The organism is Hymenobacter gelipurpurascens, from assembly GCF_900187375.1.
GTDB classification, from domain to species: Bacteria; Bacteroidota; Bacteroidia; order Cytophagales; family Hymenobacteraceae; genus Hymenobacter; species Hymenobacter gelipurpurascens.
The window spans coordinates 249,238-269,614 of the sequence record NZ_FYEW01000002.1 but is presented as its reverse complement, the minus strand read 5'-3'; the positions used below and the strand labels follow the sequence as shown (position 1 = coordinate 269,614).

Below are 20,377 nucleotides of genomic sequence, written 5' to 3'. Positions count from 1 at the left end.
ATGTATCTGTTTGCGTTTCTGATGAGCTGGCTGCAATCAGCGCACAGTGACCAGCTTCCTGCCGCTGTATTTTCGGATGTTCCTATCATTACTGAAATCATTACTGAAACCTCGGTAGGCAAGGCCAAAATAGGAATGCAAACCACTGAATTGCGCAAGGTGTACCAGGGGTGCACCTTCCAGCCTGTATTTGTGACCCGCTACGGATGGTACGGGGAAGGCGATACACCAAGCGGCATTCAGGTAGCGCAAGGAAAGCAGCCGCTCTTTGTCTATTTTGAAGATGAGGAGAAGCCCGGAAAAATCAGCGGATTGATTGCACTGCACACAGCCTATCGAACCACAAAAAATATTGGGGTTGGGAGTACGTCCGGTGCACTGCGTGCGGCACTTCCTGGCATTACCATCGGGCAAGATCTAATGGATGACTACGACCAGAACCTGCAGGTGGCATCTGCAAAAGGAAGCAGAAGCGCCATCAGCTACGCATTCGCGAAGCAGAAAGACGTGGGCAGTTACTCGAAAGACTTCTCTTCTCCCATCGTCGTCAGCACCGCCAGAATCTCCTGGATTACCGTTTTTCCAAAGTAATGAGTAAACTCCTATTTCACTCCATCTTATCCAAGGTGGCCTAGGACGTCAAACAGCCTGCAAACCGCCTTATCCTATGCGTCAGATTCTTTTCTTACTCCTGAGCGGATTGCTCTTAGGCCACTCCACACTGGCCCAAAAAACTCCCGTAGCACTGCGTGTGGCCACTTACAACCTGCGCCTCAACGTGGCCAGCGACGGCGTGAATGCCTGGCCCAACCGCAAGGAGCTAGTGAAAAATCTGGTGCGCTACCACAACTTCGATGTGTTCGGGACGCAGGAAGGCTTTCGGGGACAGCTCAACGATGTAGCCGAGCTACCCGAATACGCCTTCGTAGGCCACGGCCGCGACGATGGGAAGGAAAGCGGCGAGCACTCGGCCATCTTCTACAAGAAAAGCCGGCTGAAACTGCTCCAATCCGGCGACTTCTGGCTCAGCCAAACTCCCAACGAGCCCTCCAAAGGCTGGGATGCCACTTGCTGCAACCGAATCTGTAGCTGGGCAAGGTTTCAGGATCTGAAGACGAACCAAGAATTTTACTTCTTCAGCGTACACTTCGACCATGAGGGCGTGGAAGCCCGCCGCCAATCGGGCCACCTGATGGTGCAGAAGATCCAGGAGATTGCCAAAAACGCGCCCATTATCTGCGTCGGAGACTTCAACTCCACGCCCGACACGGATCAGATAAAGACCATGCAAACACTGCTGCGCGACGCTTTCCAGGTTGCCAAGCAGCCACCTTACGGCCCGGTGGGTACGTTTCAAGGCTTTAAGTTAGACGCTCCGCTGCAGGACCGCATCGATTATGTATTTGTAAGCAAGCAATTCGAGGTGCTGGATTATGCCGTGCTAACCGATTCCATGCGCGGGCTTTATCCCTCTGACCACTTTCCTGTGCTGGTGAATGTGGTGTTAAAGTAAAGCGGCTCGTTGAAAAGCGAAAGATGAACGAAGGGACAATAAGAATTAGCGCCAGCGTTGATCACGACGGAGATTGTACGTTTGACCTGACTGCTTCAAAGGGAAAAATCGAGGCCCATGGGCACTTCTTTGGTGATTTGGACACGTTACGGGAGTTTGGTGAACAGCTTATTGCCTTCCCTGAGGCGGGAATAAATTCTTATGCTGCGTTCGAATGCGATTGGCCAATACAGTTTGTCTTAAAAGTGTATTGTTATGATGTTCAGGGTCATGCGGCTTTAAGTGTGGCTTACGACAACAAAGAAGATGAGCCTCATCGGTGCCGACTTGAATTCTCCATACCAGCTGAAGTAGCTTCCTTCAACCGCCTAGGCCACCTCTTGCTAACTTGGCAAGTCGAAAACGATTCTGAACTACTATGGCAGGCGCAAACCAGCTGATCAAATCCCAACTTCACGCCGCCTGCTTGGCCTATGTGCAGGAGCGCATAGATGCTTGCCAGGCCGCCATTCAGGCCGCGCAGGAATCGGCCAACTCCGAAACCAAGAGCAGCGCCGGCGACAAGTACGAAACCGGCCGCGCCATGGCCCAGAACGAGCGCGACCGAAACACTGTGCAGCTTCGCCAGGCCCAGCAGCTGCAAGGGGAGCTGGCCCGCATCAACCCCGAGCTTCCCTGTGACACCGTGCGGCCCGGCGCCCTGGTCCAGACTGGCCTAGGCCACTTCTACATCAGCATCAGCGCCGGCAAGCTCACGGTAAGTGGCCTAGACTACTTCGCCGTTTCGCCGGCCGCGCCGGTTGCGGCGGCACTGGCGGGTAAGCGCGCTGGAGAGCAGGCGCAGTTCAATGGCAAGCCCGTGAAAATTTCGGCTATTCAGTAGGACATGCAGAAGCTATACTGGTTGGTTCTGTGGTTATGTGTTGGGTGCGCCGCGCAGGAAGAAAATACCGCTGTTACCACTTCTAGGCCACCTGAAGCCTCGGCCGTTGCTACTGGCCCGTCCACCGCTGGCATGGCGGATACACTGGCGGCGAAAGCGGCAGATGGCTTTCTGAACCCAGCGCAGTTCAAAGCGGCCAGGCTGGATACGTTCAGGATAGGGCAAACCGATAAGCTGGTGCAGCTCACGGCGGCCGAAGAGCGCAAATACCTGCAGCAGTCTATGGCACACAGTATCTATAAACCTTACCACTTCTATTCCATTCAAGAGAATACGGCCCTGCGCAAAGTCATTACCCTTCTGTCGTATGATGGGGAGTATAAGTCTGACTTATTGCGATTGGTATATGACAGGCAGAACAAGCTTATCAGCAAGCAGATCGTCGCTGCTGATGCTTCGGATGGCGACGTTGGCGATGAAGCGTATGGCTGGTTTGATGCGCCAACCCTTTTTTGCTTCGTAGAGGTGCAGAAGCAACCAGTACGTGAGACTCAGGATGCAATAGAGTATGCCGTAGATTCTGTTGTGTCGCGCTACCAGGTTAGCCACGAGCAATTTAAACAGATACAACAGCGCAAATTTCAGCGCCGTGCTGTAGAGGCACAAGTCCAGAAATAAAGTGGCGGCAACAACTGGCGAGGCTTCGTGTAACTTTGTTGTTCCCGCTCGCCCAATCTTCCCAATGCCTGATTCCTTTCCCAAGCGCGTCACCCTCCTCGGCTCCACCGGCTCCATCGGTACCCAGGCCCTCGACGTAATCCGTAGCCAGCCCGGCCGCTTCACCGTCACGGCGCTTTCGGCCCACTCCAATGCCGAGTTGCTGATTCAGCAGGCCCGCGAGTTTCGGCCGGCGGCCGTAGTTATCGGTGACGAAGCCAAGTACGAAACGGTGAAAGCGGCGCTGGCTTCGCAGCCCGAAACCGAAGTGCTGGCCGGAGCCGCCGCCTTAGCCGATGTGGCTGGTCGCGACGATGCCGATGTAGTGCTGACAGCTATGGTTGGTTACGCTGGTTTGCTGCCCACGGTGCGCGCCATCCGGGCCGGCAAAACCATTGCGCTGGCCAACAAGGAAACGCTGGTAGTAGCCGGTCAACTCATCACCGATCTGGTGAAGCAGCACGGCGTAGGCCTGTATCCCGTCGATTCGGAACACTCCGCTATCTTCCAATGTCTGGTAGGAGAGGAGCAGAACCCGATTGAGAAAATTATTCTCACGGCTTCCGGCGGCCCGTTCCGGGGGTGCAGCCGCGAGCAGCTGGCCCAAGTGACGAAGGCCCAGGCCCTGAAGCACCCCAACTGGGACATGGGCGCCAAAATCACTATCGACTCGGCCTCCCTGATGAACAAGGGCCTGGAGGTGATTGAGGCCAAGTGGCTGTTTGACCTGCGCAACGACCAGATTGAGGTGATAGTGCACCCGCAAAGCATCGTGCATTCCCTGGTGCAGTTCGAGGATGGCTCCCTGAAAGCGCAGCTTGGCCTGCCCGATATGAAGCTGCCGATTCAGTATGCCCTAGGCTACCCGCAGCGGCTGCCCAATACGTTCCCGCGCTTCTCCTTCCTCGATTACCCAAAACTGACGTTTGAGCAGGCTGATACCAGCGCATTCCGCAACCTGGGCTTGGCATTTGAGGCCATGAGCCGGGCCGGCAACGCGCCTTGCATCCTGAACGCTGCCAATGAAATTGCCGTGGCCGCGTTCCTGCGCGATGAAATTGGCTTTCTGCAGATGTCGGATGTAGTAGAATCCAGCCTCGCGCGGGTTTCGTACCTTGCCACTCCAACCCTCGACGACTACGTGCAGACCGACTACGAAACCCGCCGCATTGCGCGGGAGCTCGTAGGCCAGGCCTGACACCGTGGCCGAAATGCTGGGCTTCGGGCACGTCGGCGCCGTTCGGTGCGTTGTTTGTGTACTGCCTCTTTACCGCTGGCCAGCTGAGTTGCTCGAAGGCCAGCCGCTCTTACTCATCACCTCATTACTCTACTCTCTTTGGAAGGATTAATCATGGCCGGGCAAATGCTGCTGGGCCTTTCCATACTGGTTGGCCTGCACGAGTTCGGACACTTTGCAGCCGCTAAATACTTCAAGATCCGGGTCGATAAGTTTTACATCTTCTTCGACTTCCTGTTTCCGCTGCCGGGCGTGATGAACTTCGCCCTCATCAAAAAGAAAATCGGCGAAACGGAGTACGGCCTGGGCTGGTTTCCGCTGGGTGGCTATGTGGCCATCCACGGCATGATTGACGAAACCCAGGATGCTGACGCGCTGGCCGCCGAGCCGCAGCCCAACGAGTTCCGGGCCAAGCCAGCCTGGCAGCGCCTCATTGTGATGCTGGGCGGCATCATCATGAACGTCATCACCGGCATCGTGATTTTCTCGCTGCTTACTTTCAAGTACGGTGAAAGCTACCTGCCTGCTTCGGAAGTGAAGTATGGCGTGGTACCGAATGAGCTGGGCAAGGAAATCGGGTTCCAGACCGGCGACAAAATCGTGAAGATCAATGGCCGCCCGTTCACGGAGTTCAATGATGTGTACAGCCCCGAAGTAGTGCTGGGCAACAATGGCTACTACACCGTTGACCGCAATGGCCAACTCGTGGATGTGCCAGTGCCCAACGACTTCATGGACCGCCTCTCCGATGAAGGTCAATCGGCCTTTGTATTGCCCCTCGACCCATTTGTAGTAGATGAGGTAGTAAGCAGCAGCCCGGCGGCCAAAGCAGGCCTACAGCCCAACGACCGGGTGCTGAAGGTCGGTGCTCAGCAAATCCAGTTCTTCCCCGAGCTGCAGAAAGCGCTAAAAGATAATGCGGGCAAAACCGTGCCGCTGCAGGTGGAGCGCGCCAGCCAGCCCGTTACCCTGAACGTAACTGTAGATGATGACGGCAAGATTGGCTTCAAGCCGAAGTCCTTGTTGCACTACGCCACCCGCCAATACGGGCTGGTCGAGTCTATTCCGGCTGGCACGAAGCAAGCCTTTGGCGTGGTAACCACCCAAATGAAAGCCTTCGGCAAGATTTTCAAGGGGGAAGCTTCCCTGCGCAAGTCGTTGGGCGGCCCCATTGAAATTGCCCAGCAGTACGGCGGTAAGTGGGACTGGCTGCGTTTCTGGACACTTACGGGCATGCTGTCCATGGTGCTGGCCTTCATGAACCTGCTGCCCATTCCGGCCCTCGATGGTGGCCACGTCATCTTCCTGCTCTACGAAATGATTGCCGGCCGTAAGCCCTCCGACAAATTCCTGGAAGGTGCCCAGAAAGTAGGCATGGCCCTCATTCTGATGCTGATGGTATTTGTGCTGGGCAACGGTCTGTTCAAGACATTATTCCACTTCTAGGCCACCCCCACAGCAACAGCAAGACCTTTTTGCGTTGGCACGATAGTCGTTCTACCTGAGCGGCCCGTGCCAAGGCCGAAAGGTCTTCTGCATTATACGCGCTTTCATACCTCGCTTTTCCTATGACACGTCGTCTTTTTCTGCTGCTCCCCGTGGCCTTGTTGCTGAGTCTGGCGGCTTGGGCCCATGCCTACCACGCCAGCATCATGGAGCTGCGCTACAATCCGCAGAAGCTCCAGGTAGAAGTGGCGCTCAAGCTCTTCAGTGATGATTTTGAGAAGGCGCTGTCCGTAGGCCAGTCCTCGGCCATCAGTCTGGATAAATCACCGAAGGCGCAGGTGAATACGCTGGTGCTGCAATTGCTACGCCGTTCCGTGCAGGTTGGCACCAAGCCCGGCGAGGCGCTACCGATTACCCTTATGGGTATTCAGCATGAGCACGATTCTCATTGGGTATATTTCACGGTGAAGCTCGCTAGACCAGTCCAGAGCCTTTCACTTACCCATAAGCTCTTCCTGGATGTGTTCCCCGATCAGATGAACATCGTGAACCTGGAAGCCAACGGCCAGAAGCAAAGCCTGCTCTTCCGCGACGGTCAGGAGCAGCAACAGCTCAAGTGGTAGCTTAGAGATGCGTAAAATGCTTCCACAGAAGCAACGCAGTAAGCCACAGGAAAAACGGACCGCAGCTGCCCGCGGCTTTCACCCAAAACGGCTTCTCTAAAAAAGTAAAGCTGAGCTGCCAGGATAAGGTACATGGGCAACGTGAGCACAAATACCCACGGAATATAGGAAAGGAGTAAGCAGCAGACTTCGGCGGCCACATAGCGGTAGAAGCGCTGGGTGGCTGAGGTAATAGCTGCCATAGTTTGGGTGGCCTACCAGCCGCTGCCGGCGCCGGTATCCTTCTTTTCGTCCTCGCCTTCGGGCTTAATCAGGCGGAACTCTACCCGGCGGTTTGTGCGGGCATCTTCGGGGGTGGCTTCTGGCCGGAGCGGCTGGGTGCTGCCGTAGCCCATGCTTTCGATGCGGTTGGGCTTGAGCTTGCCCTTTTGTTCGATGTACCGGCGAATAGACTCCGCCCGATCCTGGGAGAGCGTCATGTTGAAATCGGCGTCGCCCTTGGAGTCGGTGTGGCCCGAGATGCTGAGGCGGAACGTGGGATGGTCGACCATAAACACCGCAATCCGGTCCAGAATGGGGTGCATACTCGCCCGAATAGTGGCTTTGTCCTGATCGAACTCAATATTCTTGAACACCAACGGCAGCTTGTAGTCGATGGAGTTGGTCATGAGCTTCATCACCGTGTCGTTCTTCAGCGCAAAGCTTTTCTCCACGCTGAAAAAGTCGGGGCTTTGAATGAGCATCACGTAGTGGGAGCCTTCAATCAGGTCGAAATCAAAGGAGCCATCATCGCGCAAATACTTGCTGGCTACTTCAATCCCGTTGTCGGTATCGATAATGCTGACGATGCCATTGAGCGGCTTGCTACTTACCGAGTCAATCAGGGTGCCTTCTACGTGCGTGGTGGCCAGGGGCTGCGCTTCCATGGGGAGCGGAAAGGAGAACAGGTCGAGGTTCTTCATGTCCTTCTCCTCTGAGCGCGCATAGTAGAGCTTCTTGGAGTCAGAATCGATGGTGAAGTAATACTCCGAGCCTTTCCCGTTCACCAGTGGCCCGATGTTGATGGGTTCCTGCCAGCGCCCCTTCACCCGATACGTTTTATAGATATCGAAGTCGCCGAAGTTCAGCAGCTGCCCCCGTGAGGAGAAGTACAGCACATGGTAGAGAGGGTGATAAAAAGGGCTCACCTCGCTCTCGCGCGTATTCACGGTAGGCCCCATGTTCTGGGCATGGCTCCACTGCCCGTTCTTTTGCTTCACGGTGTACCAGATATCGGAGAGGCCAAAACCACCGAGCCGGTCTGAGGCAAAATACAGCGTGTCTTCGCCCGGCGAAAGGGTTGGCTGCGAATCCCAAGCGGTAGAGTTTACGCTGGTGCCCAGGCTTTTCGGTACGCTCCATTGGCCTTCCTTGAACGTGGAAACGTACAGGTCACAGTTGCCGTGGCAGGTGGGACACTCGCAACGGGCGAAATACAGCGTTTTGCCATCCTTGCTCACGCAGGCCGAGCCTTCGTTGTAAGGCGAGTTGATGGGCTTGGGCAGGGGCTCCGCCTCGCTCCAAACGCCGTTTTCAAAGTGCGCTTTGTACAGGTCCTCGTCTACTACATTGTTGATGCCCCGCCGCTTGCGTTTCGAGGTAAAAATCAGGTCATCGGCATCAGCGCTAAGCGTTGGGCCGTAATCTTCTGAGCTGGAGTTGATCATGTCGCCCATAGTGGTGTACACACCTTTGGGCGGTCGGAAAGCCACAATATTTTTGCGGTATTCTACAATATCGTAATAGGTCTTGAGCGGAACGTACAGATCGGCATCTTTCTGCTCCAGCGAATCATAGTAGAGTTGTACCTTCTTGAGGTCTTGGCGGCGGTGCTTAAGGGCCAGGCTATAGAAGATTTTGGCGCGGCTTTCGTTGTCGGCTTTCTCCCAGAGCTGGCCCAGGCGCCAGAGCATATTGGTGTCTTTGTAGAAATTCTCGATGCCGAACTGGCCTACGTACGCGTCCAGCAGGTTGCGGGCTGCGGTCCAGTTCTTGCGCTTTTCCGCCTTCTGGATTTCGCGGAGTGCCTTTTTGTCCTGAAAATAGGGAATGCGATTGACGTTCGGGAAATCGGGCGTGCCGTCGTTGCGCAGACGCAAGCGCTGCGTCATCTTGCCCGAAAGCTTGCGTTGCGTGTTCGGTAGGCCACCTTTTTGCTGTCCGTGGCTAGTTCCGGATAGACCTAGCGTTAGAAAAAATACCAGGCAGGGGAGAAGCAGACGGGAAAAGCGGAGCATAACAATAGTAGGCACGGAGGCAGGATAGACCGGCGCAAGGAAAATCAAAAATAGGAAATTTTTGATGCCCATGGAGGCTGATTTCATTCTGCCGGACTGGCGGTATTCAGCACGGAAAGGTGCCGGGTTGGCGGCTTGTTACCGGCAAAAATGCACAAGTGCCAGCGTGGCACGGCACTTGCCGAATCCGTACCTTCGAAAGAATATCCTGCTTCGGGCAAGGGCGCTTGTCGCCTCGGCTGTCATTCTGGCATCCGGCTTTCCCTTTCCCTCCGTCCTGCCCATGAGTCAATCCGATTCGAATAACTCCTCCTTATCTTCCTTTCTGCTGATGAGTGAAGATCCGGCCGAAGTGGTTTCCATTGTGGCTACCGACCCCGACCAGCCCCTGGGCCCCGATGATTCGCCTGCTATCCTCCCGCTGCTGCCGGTGCGCAACACTGTCCTGTTTCCGGGCGTGGTGTTGCCCGTAACGGTAACCCGCAAAAAGAGTATCCGGCTGGTGCGCAAGGCCTATCGGGGCAATAAAATAGTGGGCGTAGTAGCCCAGAAAAACGTTCAGAGCGACGATCCGACCCTCGCCGACCTGTATCAGGTGGGCACGATGGCCAAAATTCTGAAGCTGCTGGTACTGCCCGACGGCAATACCACCATCATCATTCAGGGACAGTCGCGGTTTCAGATTGAAGCAGAAACCCAGAGCACGCCTTATCTAATGGCGCGGGTGGCCTACGCCCCCGAAACGTTTCCGAACAAAACCTCCAAAGAGGTGAAAGCCCTGGTGTCGTCGTTGAAAGACGCGGCCGCCAAGATGCTCAAGCTCAACCCCGAGATTCCGCAGGAAGCCCAAATGGCCCTGGAGAATATCGAGTCACCGTCTTTCCTGACGCATTTCCTGTCTTCCAACATCAACGTGGAAGTGGGCATGAAGCAGAAGCTGCTCGAAATCAACGACGGCGTAGAGCGCGGCACCCAGCTGCTGGAGCTGATGATGAAGGAGATTCAGCTGCTGGAAATCAAGCGTGAAATCCAGACGAAAGTCCACACTGACATCGACCAGCAGCAGCGCGACTACTTCCTGCGCCAGCAGATCAAGGTGCTGCAGGATGAGCTCGGCTTCGATGGTCCCGACCAGGAAGTGGAAAAGCTACGCCAGCGTGCTAAAGGTAAAAAGTGGTCGGAGGCGGTAGCCAAGCATTTCAACAAAGAGCTGGAAAAGCTGGCTCGCATCAACCCGCAAGCCGCCGAATATCCGGTGAGCGTAAACTACGTGGAGTTCCTGCTTGATCTGCCGTGGGCCGAGTACACCAAGGACAACTTCAACCTGAAGCGCACCAAAAAAATCCTCGACGACGACCACTACGGCCTCGAAAAGGTAAAGGAGCGCATCATTGAGTATTTGGCCGTGCTCAAGCTGAAGCAGGATATGAAGGCGCCGATTCTGTGCCTCTACGGGCCTCCCGGCGTGGGTAAAACCAGCTTGGGCCGCTCCATCGCGAAGGCGCTGGGACGCAAATACGTGCGCATGAGCCTGGGTGGCGTCCGCGACGAAGCCGAAATCCGGGGCCACCGCAAAACCTACGTGGGCGCCATGCCGGGCCGTATTATCTCCCAGATCAAGAAATCGGGCGCGTCTAATCCGGTGATTGTGCTCGATGAAATCGACAAAATCAACTCCGATTTCCGCGGCGACCCATCGTCGGCGCTGCTGGAAGTGCTGGACCCGGAGCAGAACTCCACCTTCACGGACAACTACCTGGAAGTAGAGTACGATCTGAGTAAAGTTCTCTTCATTGCTACGGCTAACTCGCTGGAAACCATTCAGCCCGCCCTGCGCGACCGGATGGAAATCATTGACCTGACCGGCTACACGCTGGAGGAAAAAACCCAGATTGCTAAGAAGCACTTGTGGCCTAAAATGCTGCACGAGCATGGCCTAGGCCCCAAAGATTCCGCCATCACTAATGCTGCTTTGCAGCGCGTGATTGACGATTATACCCGCGAATCGGGGGTGCGAAGTCTGGAGCGTAAGCTGGGCGCAGTGGCCCGTAATCTTGCCAAAAGCAAGGCCATGAAGGAGGAATTTCCTGCTACCCTAGAGCCCAAAGACATTGCCCGCATCCTGGGTGCCGCCATCTTCGACCGCGACCAGTACCAGGACAACGAGACGGCCGGCGTGGTTACTGGCTTGGCCTGGACCTCCGTGGGCGGCGACATTCTGTTCATTGAAAGCCTGCTAAGCCGCGGCCGCGGCAAGCTCACACTCTCGGGCCAGCTCGGCGACGTAATGAAGGAATCGGCCGTGACGGCGCTGTCGTATCTGCGCAGCCGCGCCGAAGAACTGGATATCGATTACCGTCTCTTCGACCAGTACGACTTACACATCCATTTTCCCGAGGGTGCCGTACCGAAAGACGGGCCGAGCGCGGGTATTGCCATTTTCACCAGCATTGCCTCGGTATTCACGCAGCGCAAAATCCGGAGCCATTTGGCCATGACGGGCGAGATTACGTTGCGCGGTAAGGTGTTGCCGGTGGGTGGTATCAAGGAGAAAATTCTGGCGGCTAAGCGCGCTGGCGTGAAGGACATCATCCTGTGCCACAAAAACCGCAAAGACATCAACGAGATTCCGGCTGAATATCTCAAAGATGTCACGATTCACTACGCCGACCGTGTAGATGACGTGCTGGAAGTGGCGCTGCTCAAGGAGAAAGTGGCGCATCCTATAAAACTCATTGTTCGGGATGAGGCCGCGCCAGCCCTTGGGCCAAGCGTAGAAGTAAGCTAAACCTGGAAATTGGTCTGGCGAAGTCACTCCTCACCTCATGCCCAGTAAAATTGCGGTAGCAGGGGTAGAGAGTAGCTTCGCCAGACCAATTCTTTTTTTGTGCCAGCCACTGAAAATGCGCTTACGCCACCCGCTCCGGATACTCCGGTTTCCCTGTATCTTAGAACGATGATGACACCGCTACGCCGTCGGATTTCTGCATTTGCTCTCGTAGGCCTGTTGGCCACGGCGGCTAGGCCAGTAGCGGCCCAGATTGGCGGGCAGCAGGCCTTCTCTTTCCTGAACCTGCCCGGCAGCGCTAAACTAGCGGGCCTTGGCGGCGTAAACGTTTCCTCCCGCGATGCTGACGGCACCATGCTATTCGGGAACCCCGCCCTGCTCAATGCCGAAATGGATGGGCGCTTAGCCCTAGGCTATGTTGACTATCTGGCCGATATCAAGCAGAGTACTGCCGCGTACGTGTTCAATACGGCACATGCCGGGCGCTTTGGCGTAGGCCTGTCGTATCTGAATTATGGTCGGTTTGAGCAGGTAGATGCGGCAGGCAACAGTCTGGGCGAGTTTTCTGTGAATGAATACGCGTTGAGTGCCTCAGATTCCTACACCAGCGGCAGTTTCACGCTGGCAGGTACGCTCAAACTGGCCGTTTCAGGCATCAGCGGCAACCACTCCGTCGCTACGCTGGCCGATGTGGGAGGACTGTTCAAACACCCCGAGCAGGATTTTACGGTAGGCCTGGTGGTGCGCAACGCGGGCTACCAGCTAAAGGCCTACGATGGCGCTGGCCGCGAGCCAATGCCGCTGGATGTACAGCTAGGAACGTCGTTTAAGCCGGAGCATCTCCCGTTTCGCTTTTCCTTCACGGCGCACCACTTGCAGCAGCTGGATATCGTGTATCTCGACCCCAGCCAGCGCGGACAGCTGGATGAAGCCAACAACGAAATCGAGCCTAAGAAAACGCTTGGCGACAAAATTGCCCGCCACTTTGTGGTAGGAGGGGAGCTGCTGCTGAGCAAAAACCTAAACCTGCGCGTGGGCTACAATCATTTGCAGCGCCGCGAGCTACGCCTGGAAAATACCTCAGGCGGTGCGGGGTTTTCGTTTGGTGCCATGCTGCGCATCAGCGAGTTTCAGCTGGACTATACGCATGCGGGCTACCATGCGTCGGGGGCAGCCAATTACTTCACCGTTTCTCGCAACCTGAGTTCTTTGTTTAAAAAAGAGGAGTAAGGTAGCGGGAGTGGCCTAGGCCAGTCGGAGATGTGGCGTTCCTCCCAAAACCTTTCCTGCACAATCGGGATATAACCCGGCACTCCCATCCAATTACACACCTTCCTATATGTTAGATTCTGCCGAGTTCCTCACGCCTGCTCAGATTGTAGCCGAGCTTGATAAATACATTATCGGGCAGCACGATGCCAAGCGCCATGTAGCCATTGCTTTGCGTAACCGCTGGCGTCGGTTGCATGCGCCCATCGAGATGCAGCGCGAAATAGTGCCCAATAATATCCTGATGATTGGTTCTACGGGTGTTGGTAAAACCGAAATAGCGCGCCGGCTGGCCAGTATTTCCGGTGCCCCCTTCACCAAAGTAGAAGCCTCCAAATTCACGGAAGTAGGCTACGTGGGCCGCGATGTGGAAAGTATGGTGCGCGACTTGGTGGAGCAGTCCGTAAACATGGTAAAGCAGCGGCGCAAAGAGGAAGTGAAAGCCCAGGCCGCGCAAGCCGTCGAGGACCTGATTCTTGATGCCTTAATTCCGCCTGTTTCTGGCAGTGCAGCCGTGAAACCCAACGTTGGGTTCGGAGCTCCTGATGGCGGCCAGCTGCCCGACTCCGATTACGAGCTGAACGAGCGTACCCGCGAGCGGTTCCGGGAGAAAATCCGCAGCGGCGAAATGGACGACCGCAAAATCGATATTCGGGTGCAGCAGAACAGCTCGCCCGGCATCGGTGTGATAGGCGGGCAGACTGGCCTAGACGAGGCCTCCATGGCTGGCATTCAGGATATGCTGGGCTCTATGATACCTAAGAAAACCCGCAAGCGCAAAGTCACCATTGCCGAGGCCCGCAAGATCTTGCTCGATGAGGAAGCCGCCAAGCTCATCGACATGGACGAGGTGAAGGACGAAGCCATCCGCCAGGCCGAAAACGCCGGCATTATCTTCATTGATGAGATTGATAAAGTCGCCAGCCGCAGCAGCAAAGGTGGCGGTGGCCCCGATGTCAGTCGCGAAGGCGTACAGCGCGACCTATTGCCCATTGTGGAAGGCTCAGCCGTGAGTACCAAGTACGGCATCATTCACACCGACCATATTCTGTTCATTGCTGCCGGCGCCTTCCACGTTGCTAAACCCTCCGACCTGATTCCGGAGCTGCAGGGCCGCTTTCCCATTCGCGTAGAGCTGCAGAGCCTCACCAAAGACGACTTTTATCGCATTCTGAAAGACCCTAAAAATGCCCTCACCAAGCAATACGAGGCCTTGCTCAAAGCGGAGGAAGTAGAGCTTACGTTTGAAGATGAAGCGTTGGAGCGCCTCGCGAGTATTGCTTTTGAAGTCAACAGTGAAGTAGAAAACATCGGTGCCCGGCGCTTACACACAGTCATGAGCCGCCTCTTGAACGATATCCTGTTCGATGTGCCAGACCGAATCGGACCTAATGCCCATATCCTTATCACCCGGGATTTGGTGGAAGAGCGGCTTCGGGACATGGTACGCAACCGCGACCTAAGTCAATATATTCTCTAGGCTACTGCATAGCAGTTATGGTGTTCAATTGAACTCCGTAGAAAACGAAAAGAGGTGGCCTAGGCCACCTCTTTTCGTTTTCTACCGTATTTTTTAACTGCTTCTCTTCACATTCCTTTCCTCTATGCACTATTACATCATTACGGGCGCCAGTCGTGGCCTAGGCAGAGCGCTTGCCGAAGAAGTCCTGCAGCAGCCCAACACGGCCGTACTGGGTGTGTGCCGGCATGCCACCATTACGCACGAGCGATACACCCACCAGCCCCTGGATCTTTCTGATATGCTGGCAGTACAAAACAACCTGCATAAGGTCTTCCCAGCCCACTCGGATGCACAGAGTATCACCCTAATTAACAATGCGGCTGTTGTTGGCAAAATAGGGTATGTGGGTGAGCAGCAGAACGAGCACTTCGAGTTTGTTTTTGACGTTAATACTGTGGCCCCGGCCATGTTCATGAATACATTTCTGAGCGCCTATTCCGGTCTTTCTGTTCCACGCACCATTCTCAACATCAGTAGCGGGGCCGCTCAACGTGCGGTAGACGGCTGGGGAGCCTACTCTGCCTCCAAAGCTGCTCTCGATGCATTATCACGCACAGCCCAAAAGGAGCAAGACCTACGCGGCAGTGGCATCCGCATCCGCAGCCTTTCCCCCGGTATTCTCGACACCACTATGCAAGAACACATCCGCAGTGCAGAGGTAAGTAACTTCAGTGAAGCTGATAGGTTTGCTGAATACCACTCTGCCGGCAAGTTAGCAGAGCCTCATGACGTTGCTAAAAATATTATAGCATGGCTTTCTCAGCCTGCAATCTCAGAGGAGGAAGTAGTATTGCGAATGGAGTCTATTAAATAACATAACCCTATTAACAAGAAAAGGCCCTACTTGTGTAGGGCCTTTTCTTGTTAATAGGGTTATGTTATTAGTAACCCTCGTTCTGTACTAGGTTTGGGTTCTGCTGAATCTCGCGAAGCGGGATAGGCATAATCAAACGTGGGCTGCCGTAAGGCTGTGCGGCTGCTGAGCCCCGGGCTGTTGTGCCTTGCTTATTACGAAGCAAGTCGAACAGGCGGTGACCTTCGAAAGCAAGTTCCAAACGACGCTCCAGCAAAATAGCGTTCAAGAGTTCCGTAGCGGAGGTAAATGCTACATAGGGAGTAGTAGAGCGGCTACGTACTTGGTTAAGCAGCGTCAGAGCTTCTGGATTTACAGTGTTTGTTGTCCGAACCAATGATTCAGCACGGTTCAACAAAACTTCAGAATAACGCGAGATTGGAACCCAGTCGGCTGAGATGGCCGCGTACTTAATCGTGTAGTAACGGTTGTTCGCCGTTGACTGCGTAGTGAGTAGCGTACGGCGCTTGTCGTCTGCTGCAAACTGAGTAACCGGAATGTTGATGTAGGGAGTAATCGTGATGTCAGCACGGGCTGGCGAAGGACCGTAGTGCTGACCGATAGCGTTGTTGGTATTAGGGTTATCCGAAGTGCCCTGTGCTACAGAGAAGATAGACTCGCTGGTAGTAAAAGTGCGGAAAGGAGTCAGCGGCGAAGCATTAAGCGCATGACGCCCACCCGTAATTACATCACCGGCAAGCTGAGCCGACTTAGCGTAGTCACCTTTGTACAGCTCAACACGCGAAAGCAGTGCACGAGCAGCATCTTTTGTAGCACGACCCACTTTGCTAAAAGCAGTGGTATACGTCTCAGGCAAGCGGGTGATAGCATCGTTCAGATCTGTTTCAATCTGAGCATATACTTCGGCTACAGTTGCTCTTGGAAGGTTCTGAGCAGGGTCGAAAGCATTTGAAGCATCAGGAGCTACCAACTGAATAGGAATGCCCAAGTGCGTGGCCCCAGCAGTATAGTTGTAAGGTTGAGCATACAGATTCACCAAGTAGAACATGGTCAGAGCCCGGATATACTTGCCCTCTCCGATGTACTGAGCCTCAAGGTCAGCTGGAGCAATACCTGTGTTTTTTTGCAGCTCTTGTAAGAAGAAATTTACCGAATAAATAGTGCGGTAACCTCCCTGCCAAGCAAGCTGAGCAGTACCATCACTGGCCAATTGCGTGTTATTAGCCAGCGTGCCGAAGTAAGCTGCAGGATCAACATCGTCAGCACGAATGTCGGCGTAAATCAATGCACGGCCACCAAGAAATTCTGCGTTTTGCAGGCCATCGTACATGCCGAGCGCTGAGCTGGCGATACGAGCTGGGGTGCTGTAACCTTCAGCAGTGGTGAAAGCAGCTGGAGGAGCTTGATCAAGAACCTTGTCGCAGCTTGAAGCAGTAGTGAGAAGCATCGCGCTGAGCGCTGCTTTCCAAAACAAATTAGAATTATGTGTCATAAAGCGGTGAAGCAAATTTTTAGCAAAAAGGAATTAGATACCGATGTTTACCCCGAAAACGTAGCTCCGTGGCTGTGGCACTGAGCGGTTGTCGATGCCGTAACCAATGTTGGTATTATTTCGGTTCGAGTTTACCTCAGGATCTGTTCCTTTATAATCCGTGAAAACGTAAGCGTTCTGAACCATCACGTACAGGTTCACATTGTTCAGGCCACCAATTGCAGCAAGTGCTGGCTTGGGCAGGTTGTAACCAAGACGCACTTGACGTAGACGCAAGAAGTCGCCTTTCTCCAACCAGCGAGTTGACGCTTGCGTTGAAATGTTGTCCTGCAGAACCAGCTTAGGAACATCCGTTTTCTGACCCGGAGTAGTCCAACGGTCCTTAATTTCCTCAAGGTTGTTGTTCAGTGAGTTGGTCAACAGGCCAGCGCGGGTGGCGTTATAAATCAGGTTGCCACCGCTATACTGCATGAATACTCCTAACTCAACCCCTTTCCAGGAGAAGGTGTTGTCAAAGCCACCATACATGGTAGGGTAACCGCTCTTCTTGGTGTACTTGAAATCTGCAGCGCCAATTGCTGCAGTTGGTTCGCCAGCAAGGGTAGTCCAAGTCAGAGTAGAAGGATTGTATTGCTTAATGTTACCATCCTTATCCTTGAACTGGGCATTGCCGTTCTCGGGGTTTACACCTGCCCACTCTGGCAGATAGTATACGCCTACAGATTTGCCAATGCCAACCCGCTGCACGCCGGAAACGATATCAGTTGGTGTAGCTAATTCAAGAACGCGGTTCTTGATAACGGAGAAGTTAAGCTGAGAAGACCAAGTAAAGCCGTTTTCAAGACGTACGTTCACCGTATTCAAGGAAAGCTCAACCCCGCGGTTGTACATCTTGCCTACGTTTCTTGTAACTGATGCTCCTGGGAGACCAGTGGTAAGAAGTACTGGGGCGTTCAGGACAAGGCCGTCAACGTTCGTATCATAAAAGTCGAATGTAACCCCGATCCGGTCCTTCAATACGGACAGGTCCAAGCCAACGTCGAACTTTTTGGATTTCTCCCACTGTAGGCTTGGGTTTCCAACGGCAGTAACACTCAAACCATTAAGGTCAGCGTATTGACCGCCACCGATGGAGGTCACGGAGCCGTAGTTGCTCAAACCATTTGAGTTACCTACAATACCATAGCTAGCCCGAACTTTCAGATCACTGATGAAGGAATAGTTGCTCATGAAGCCTTCCTCCGAGATACGCCATGCTAGCGAACCTGCAGGGAATGTGCCGCGCTGGTTGTTTCTACCGAAGCGTGAGTCTGCATCGTTCCGGATTGTGAACGATGCATAATACTTGTTAGCAAACGAGTAGTTAGCACGGCCATAGTACGACTGGAAACCACGTGCATACTTCGATCCACCTCCTGTGAACGTTCCCGAGTAAAGTCCATCAAGAATGTCCTTGTACTTAGGATCAACGAAGTTCTCGGCAGGAGTATAAATCTGCTGCTGACGCTCCTCCTGATATTCTACACCAGCCGTTAGGTTCACGGTGTGTTTATCAGCAAACGTTTTGTCGTAGTTAGCATAGTTTTGCCAGTTCCACAGAGTCTGGTTTAGGTTGTTATCCTGTACCAAACCGTTGTAGGAACGTCCTAGGCCGGAAATAAGAGGGCTGCTATACTGATCCTCAAAGTTGTTGAAGTAATCAATACCCAACTTAGACGTCAACTTTAGGCCGGTAACAGGCTCAACCGTCAAGTATCCATTAGCCAGAATACGCTGGGTTGTGTTATTGTTACGCTGCAACTCAGTAACTGCCGTCGCGTGGTTAAAGTTGTTAAGCAGGTACTGGGTCAGGTTGTTACCGTTACCTAAGTTACCGGCTGTGTTCAGATAGTAGGTTCCATCTGGGTTGTAGATCGGAACGTTTGGAGGAGCGTTGTAGCCTGCAAGTGTAACACCCGCGAGGTAGCCATCTGTGAGTACACCTTTATTCAGTGCCTTAGAATAGCTGGTGCTGATACCACCCTTCAGCCATTTCTTGGGGGTAATGTCAAGGTTCAAGCGTACAGATCCACGCTTCAACTGGTTGTTAGTAAGGATACCTTTTTGATCGGTCCAGTCGCCTGAAGCGTAATAGCTGGCTAACTCATTACCACCAGAAAGAGCAACCTGATAGTCTTGCTGTATTCCTTTCTGGAATATTTCTTTCATCCAGTCTGTACGATCTGGAACACCATCGCCATTCACATCAATGTCCCGGGCGATTACAGCTGTTGGGTACTGAGCAGGGCGTGCAGCGTTGGCATTGAATGCCTTTTCATTTTGAATGAGGTTGAAGTCATCTCCATTCAAAACCTTCGGAATACGTGTTGCCTCCTGAAAACCTATGTAGGAATTAAAAGTCAAACGGTTTTGGCCTGCTTTACCACGCTTAGTAGTAATCAGGATAACGCCGTTAGATGCACGCGAGCCATAAATAGCGGCGGCGGCAGCATCCTTAAGAATGTCAATTGACTGAATATCGTTGGGGTTGATATCTGCCAATGGGTTGTAACGGGTACCATTGCCGCCGTTGAAGACGTTAGCATTGGTAAGGGTGTTCAACGGCACACCATCAACCACAAATAGCGGTTGTGAGCTATTTGAAATGGAGTTAACACCACGGATGCGAATAGCTACACCATCGGCCAGTGTACCACCAGGGTTGGTGATTTGTACACCAGCAGATCTGCCAGTTAAGGCTTGATCAAAGCTCTGTACGGGTTGGTTGGTGAGCTTCTCTTCGGTAACGCGGCTTTGTGAGCCTGTAATTTCTTTTACATCCTGCGTTCCACCATAGCCCGTTACGACTACTTCGCTCAAAGCCTTCGTGTCGGCGCTGAGGCCAATGCTAAGCTGATTATCAGTGCCAATTGCTCTCTCCTGAGGAACAAAGCCAACAGAGCTGAATACTAGAGTTCCTCCAGCTTCGGGAACGGTAAGCGTATAAGAACCATCCGAGTTGGTGGAAATACCATTGTTGGTTCCTTTTACCAGCACTGTAACGCCAGGAAGACCTTCACCGGTGGTCCGATCAGTAACCCGACCGCTTATAGTACGAGTTTGTGCAAATACCTGCGCTACACTCATGGTAGCTAGTGGTATAGCAAGAAGTAATGCTTTATTCATGTAATAGGGTGTGAGTGAAGTTTTGGAGTTGATAAAAGAAGCAGCTACTAGATGCTCTCACTTGCAAAGGGTGCTAGCTCGGTTGGAAAGTTATGGAGATATTTCAACAAACACCGCTTTGTATTCAAATTAAGCTTGTTTTTTTCGCTGAATGATATAAATTTCTCTGCTAAACGGTGAATAATACAGGTCGATCAGTTTCGATTGATATATTGTAGTTTAGATATATGGTTTCTGGTTAGATATAAAGACGTGTCACAGGACACTCGATAAAGACTTGACCAAGACAGATCGCGTTTAACTGGCTGAGTGCGCCTCAACAAGTCTGTCCTGTTGCTGGATGTAGATTATAGCGTAGTAGTAGCTTGACTGCGTACGGCTAGTACCAGTATTCCAAAGGATCTATTTATGCAGTAAAGAACATTCTCTTCGCTATAAATAGAAGTTTCATATTCTTATTATGCTATAGTAAAGCTACGCGCGGTGATAAGTAATTAAGGAGAAGAATATCTCTATAGGCTACACTCAGCGGTATTTAAAAATGTCAGAATCGTTAATTGTATTATAATTAATATAATTTGTATTATAATTATATTAATTCATTGCATTGGCAACTATTGCTATCATGAAAA

Annotated in this window: 15 protein-coding genes; 12 read left to right on the top strand and 3 right to left on the bottom strand. The window is 53.2% G+C overall.

Translation table 11 applies throughout. From position 1 onward, the window contains the following. The 8 genes from CFT68_RS12890 to CFT68_RS12860 all read left to right on the top strand — a co-directional run bounded on the left by CFT68_RS12890 (nt 1) and on the right by CFT68_RS12860 (nt 6,419). The gene (locus CFT68_RS12890; protein ID WP_088843968.1) at nt 1-591 is read left to right on the top strand and encodes a hypothetical protein; all 591 of its coding nucleotides are present in this window, start codon (nt 1-3) and stop codon (nt 589-591) included. A 76-nt stretch (nt 592-667) separates the two neighbouring features. Next, nucleotides 668-1,513 (top strand): endonuclease/exonuclease/phosphatase family protein, encoded by an 846-nt coding sequence (locus CFT68_RS12885; RefSeq protein ID WP_088843967.1) that lies wholly within the window; start codon nt 668-670, stop codon nt 1,511-1,513. Nucleotides 1,514-1,536: 23 nt separating this feature from the next. Beyond that, entirely contained in the window at nt 1,537-1,953 is a 417-nt protein-coding gene (locus tag CFT68_RS21820; RefSeq protein ID WP_170934789.1) for a hypothetical protein, read from the top strand. After that, a complete protein-coding gene (locus CFT68_RS12880) occupies nt 1,932-2,396 on the top strand; it encodes a 3-oxoacyl-ACP synthase (protein ID WP_088843966.1) in 465 nt (154 codons plus the stop codon). The genes CFT68_RS21820 and CFT68_RS12880 overlap by 22 nt, the downstream gene beginning before the upstream one ends. A gap of 3 nt (nt 2,397-2,399) precedes the next feature. Then, entirely contained in the window at nt 2,400-3,074 is a 675-nt protein-coding gene (locus CFT68_RS12875; RefSeq protein ID WP_141106544.1) for a hypothetical protein, read from the top strand. A gap of 64 nt (nt 3,075-3,138) precedes the next feature. After that, entirely contained in the window at nt 3,139-4,311 is a 1,173-nt protein-coding gene (locus CFT68_RS12870) for a 1-deoxy-D-xylulose-5-phosphate reductoisomerase (RefSeq protein ID WP_088843964.1), read from the top strand. A gap of 138 nt (nt 4,312-4,449) precedes the next feature. Continuing rightward, nucleotides 4,450-5,796 carry an RIP metalloprotease RseP gene (rseP, locus tag CFT68_RS12865; protein ID WP_088843963.1) on the top strand — a complete coding sequence of 449 codons (1,347 nt, stop codon included), beginning with the start codon at nt 4,450-4,452 and terminating at the stop codon, nt 5,794-5,796. Between the two features lie 122 nt (nt 5,797-5,918). Continuing rightward, the gene (locus CFT68_RS12860; protein WP_088843962.1) at nt 5,919-6,419 is read left to right on the top strand and encodes a DUF6702 family protein; all 501 of its coding nucleotides are present in this window, start codon (nt 5,919-5,921) and stop codon (nt 6,417-6,419) included. Between the two features lie 254 nt (nt 6,420-6,673). Here the strand turns inward: CFT68_RS12860 and CFT68_RS12855 are convergent, their stop codons facing one another. After that, a complete protein-coding gene (locus CFT68_RS12855) occupies nt 6,674-8,695 on the bottom strand; it encodes an OmpA family protein (RefSeq protein ID WP_245815388.1) in 2,022 nt (673 codons plus the stop codon). Between the two features lie 283 nt (nt 8,696-8,978). Here CFT68_RS12855 and lon point away from each other — a divergent pair, with 283 nt between their 5' ends. From lon to CFT68_RS12835, 4 genes are all read left to right on the top strand, one after another. Beyond that, entirely contained in the window at nt 8,979-11,483 is a 2,505-nt protein-coding gene (lon, locus tag CFT68_RS12850; protein ID WP_245815387.1) for an endopeptidase La, read from the top strand. A 168-nt stretch (nt 11,484-11,651) separates the two neighbouring features. Then, the gene (gene porQ, locus CFT68_RS12845; protein ID WP_245815386.1) at nt 11,652-12,713 is read left to right on the top strand and encodes a type IX secretion system protein PorQ; all 1,062 of its coding nucleotides are present in this window, start codon (nt 11,652-11,654) and stop codon (nt 12,711-12,713) included. Nucleotides 12,714-12,822: 109 nt separating this feature from the next. Then, nucleotides 12,823-14,232, top strand: a complete 1,410-nt coding sequence (hslU, locus tag CFT68_RS12840) for an ATP-dependent protease ATPase subunit HslU (RefSeq protein WP_088843959.1) — start codon at nt 12,823-12,825, stop codon at nt 14,230-14,232. 124 nt (nt 14,233-14,356) lie between these two features. Beyond that, a complete protein-coding gene (locus tag CFT68_RS12835) occupies nt 14,357-15,088 on the top strand; it encodes an SDR family NAD(P)-dependent oxidoreductase (protein ID WP_088843958.1) in 732 nt (243 codons plus the stop codon). Nucleotides 15,089-15,155: 67 nt separating this feature from the next. Here the strand turns inward: CFT68_RS12835 and CFT68_RS12830 are convergent, their stop codons facing one another. Further along, the gene (locus CFT68_RS12830; RefSeq protein ID WP_088843957.1) at nt 15,156-16,580 is read right to left on the bottom strand and encodes a RagB/SusD family nutrient uptake outer membrane protein; all 1,425 of its coding nucleotides are present in this window, start codon (nt 16,578-16,580) and stop codon (nt 15,156-15,158) included. 33 nt (nt 16,581-16,613) lie between these two features. Then, nucleotides 16,614-19,745, bottom strand: a complete 3,132-nt coding sequence (locus CFT68_RS12825; RefSeq protein ID WP_088843956.1) for a SusC/RagA family TonB-linked outer membrane protein — start codon at nt 19,743-19,745, stop codon at nt 16,614-16,616. Nucleotides 19,746-20,377: the final 632 nt, after the last annotated feature.

Excerpts from the sequence above, each read along its gene's own strand:
- CFT68_RS12830 (WP_088843957.1), bottom strand. The coding sequence starts at position 16,580 with ATGACACATAATTCTAATTTGTTTTGGAAAGCAGCGCTCAGCGCGATG.
- lon (WP_245815387.1), top strand. The coding sequence starts at position 8,979 with ATGAGTCAATCCGATTCGAATAACTCCTCCTTATCTTCCTTTCTGCTG.
- CFT68_RS12870 (WP_088843964.1), top strand. The coding sequence starts at position 3,139 with ATGCCTGATTCCTTTCCCAAGCGCGTCACCCTCCTCGGCTCCACCGGC.
- porQ (WP_245815386.1), top strand. The coding sequence starts at position 11,652 with ATGATGACACCGCTACGCCGTCGGATTTCTGCATTTGCTCTCGTAGGC.
- CFT68_RS12855 (WP_245815388.1), bottom strand. The coding sequence starts at position 8,695 with ATGCTCCGCTTTTCCCGTCTGCTTCTCCCCTGCCTGGTATTTTTTCTA.
- CFT68_RS12880 (WP_088843966.1), top strand. The coding sequence starts at position 1,932 with ATGGCAGGCGCAAACCAGCTGATCAAATCCCAACTTCACGCCGCCTGC.
- hslU (WP_088843959.1), top strand. The coding sequence starts at position 12,823 with ATGTTAGATTCTGCCGAGTTCCTCACGCCTGCTCAGATTGTAGCCGAG.
- CFT68_RS21820 (WP_170934789.1), top strand. The coding sequence starts at position 1,537 with ATGAACGAAGGGACAATAAGAATTAGCGCCAGCGTTGATCACGACGGA.
- CFT68_RS12890 (WP_088843968.1), top strand. The coding sequence starts at position 1 with ATGTATCTGTTTGCGTTTCTGATGAGCTGGCTGCAATCAGCGCACAGT.
- CFT68_RS12825 (WP_088843956.1), bottom strand. The coding sequence starts at position 19,745 with ATGAATAAAGCATTACTTCTTGCTATACCACTAGCTACCATGAGTGTA.
- CFT68_RS12875 (WP_141106544.1), top strand. The coding sequence starts at position 2,400 with ATGCAGAAGCTATACTGGTTGGTTCTGTGGTTATGTGTTGGGTGCGCC.
- CFT68_RS12860 (WP_088843962.1), top strand. The coding sequence starts at position 5,919 with ATGACACGTCGTCTTTTTCTGCTGCTCCCCGTGGCCTTGTTGCTGAGT.
- CFT68_RS12885 (WP_088843967.1), top strand. The coding sequence starts at position 668 with ATGCGTCAGATTCTTTTCTTACTCCTGAGCGGATTGCTCTTAGGCCAC.
- CFT68_RS12835 (WP_088843958.1), top strand. The coding sequence starts at position 14,357 with ATGCACTATTACATCATTACGGGCGCCAGTCGTGGCCTAGGCAGAGCG.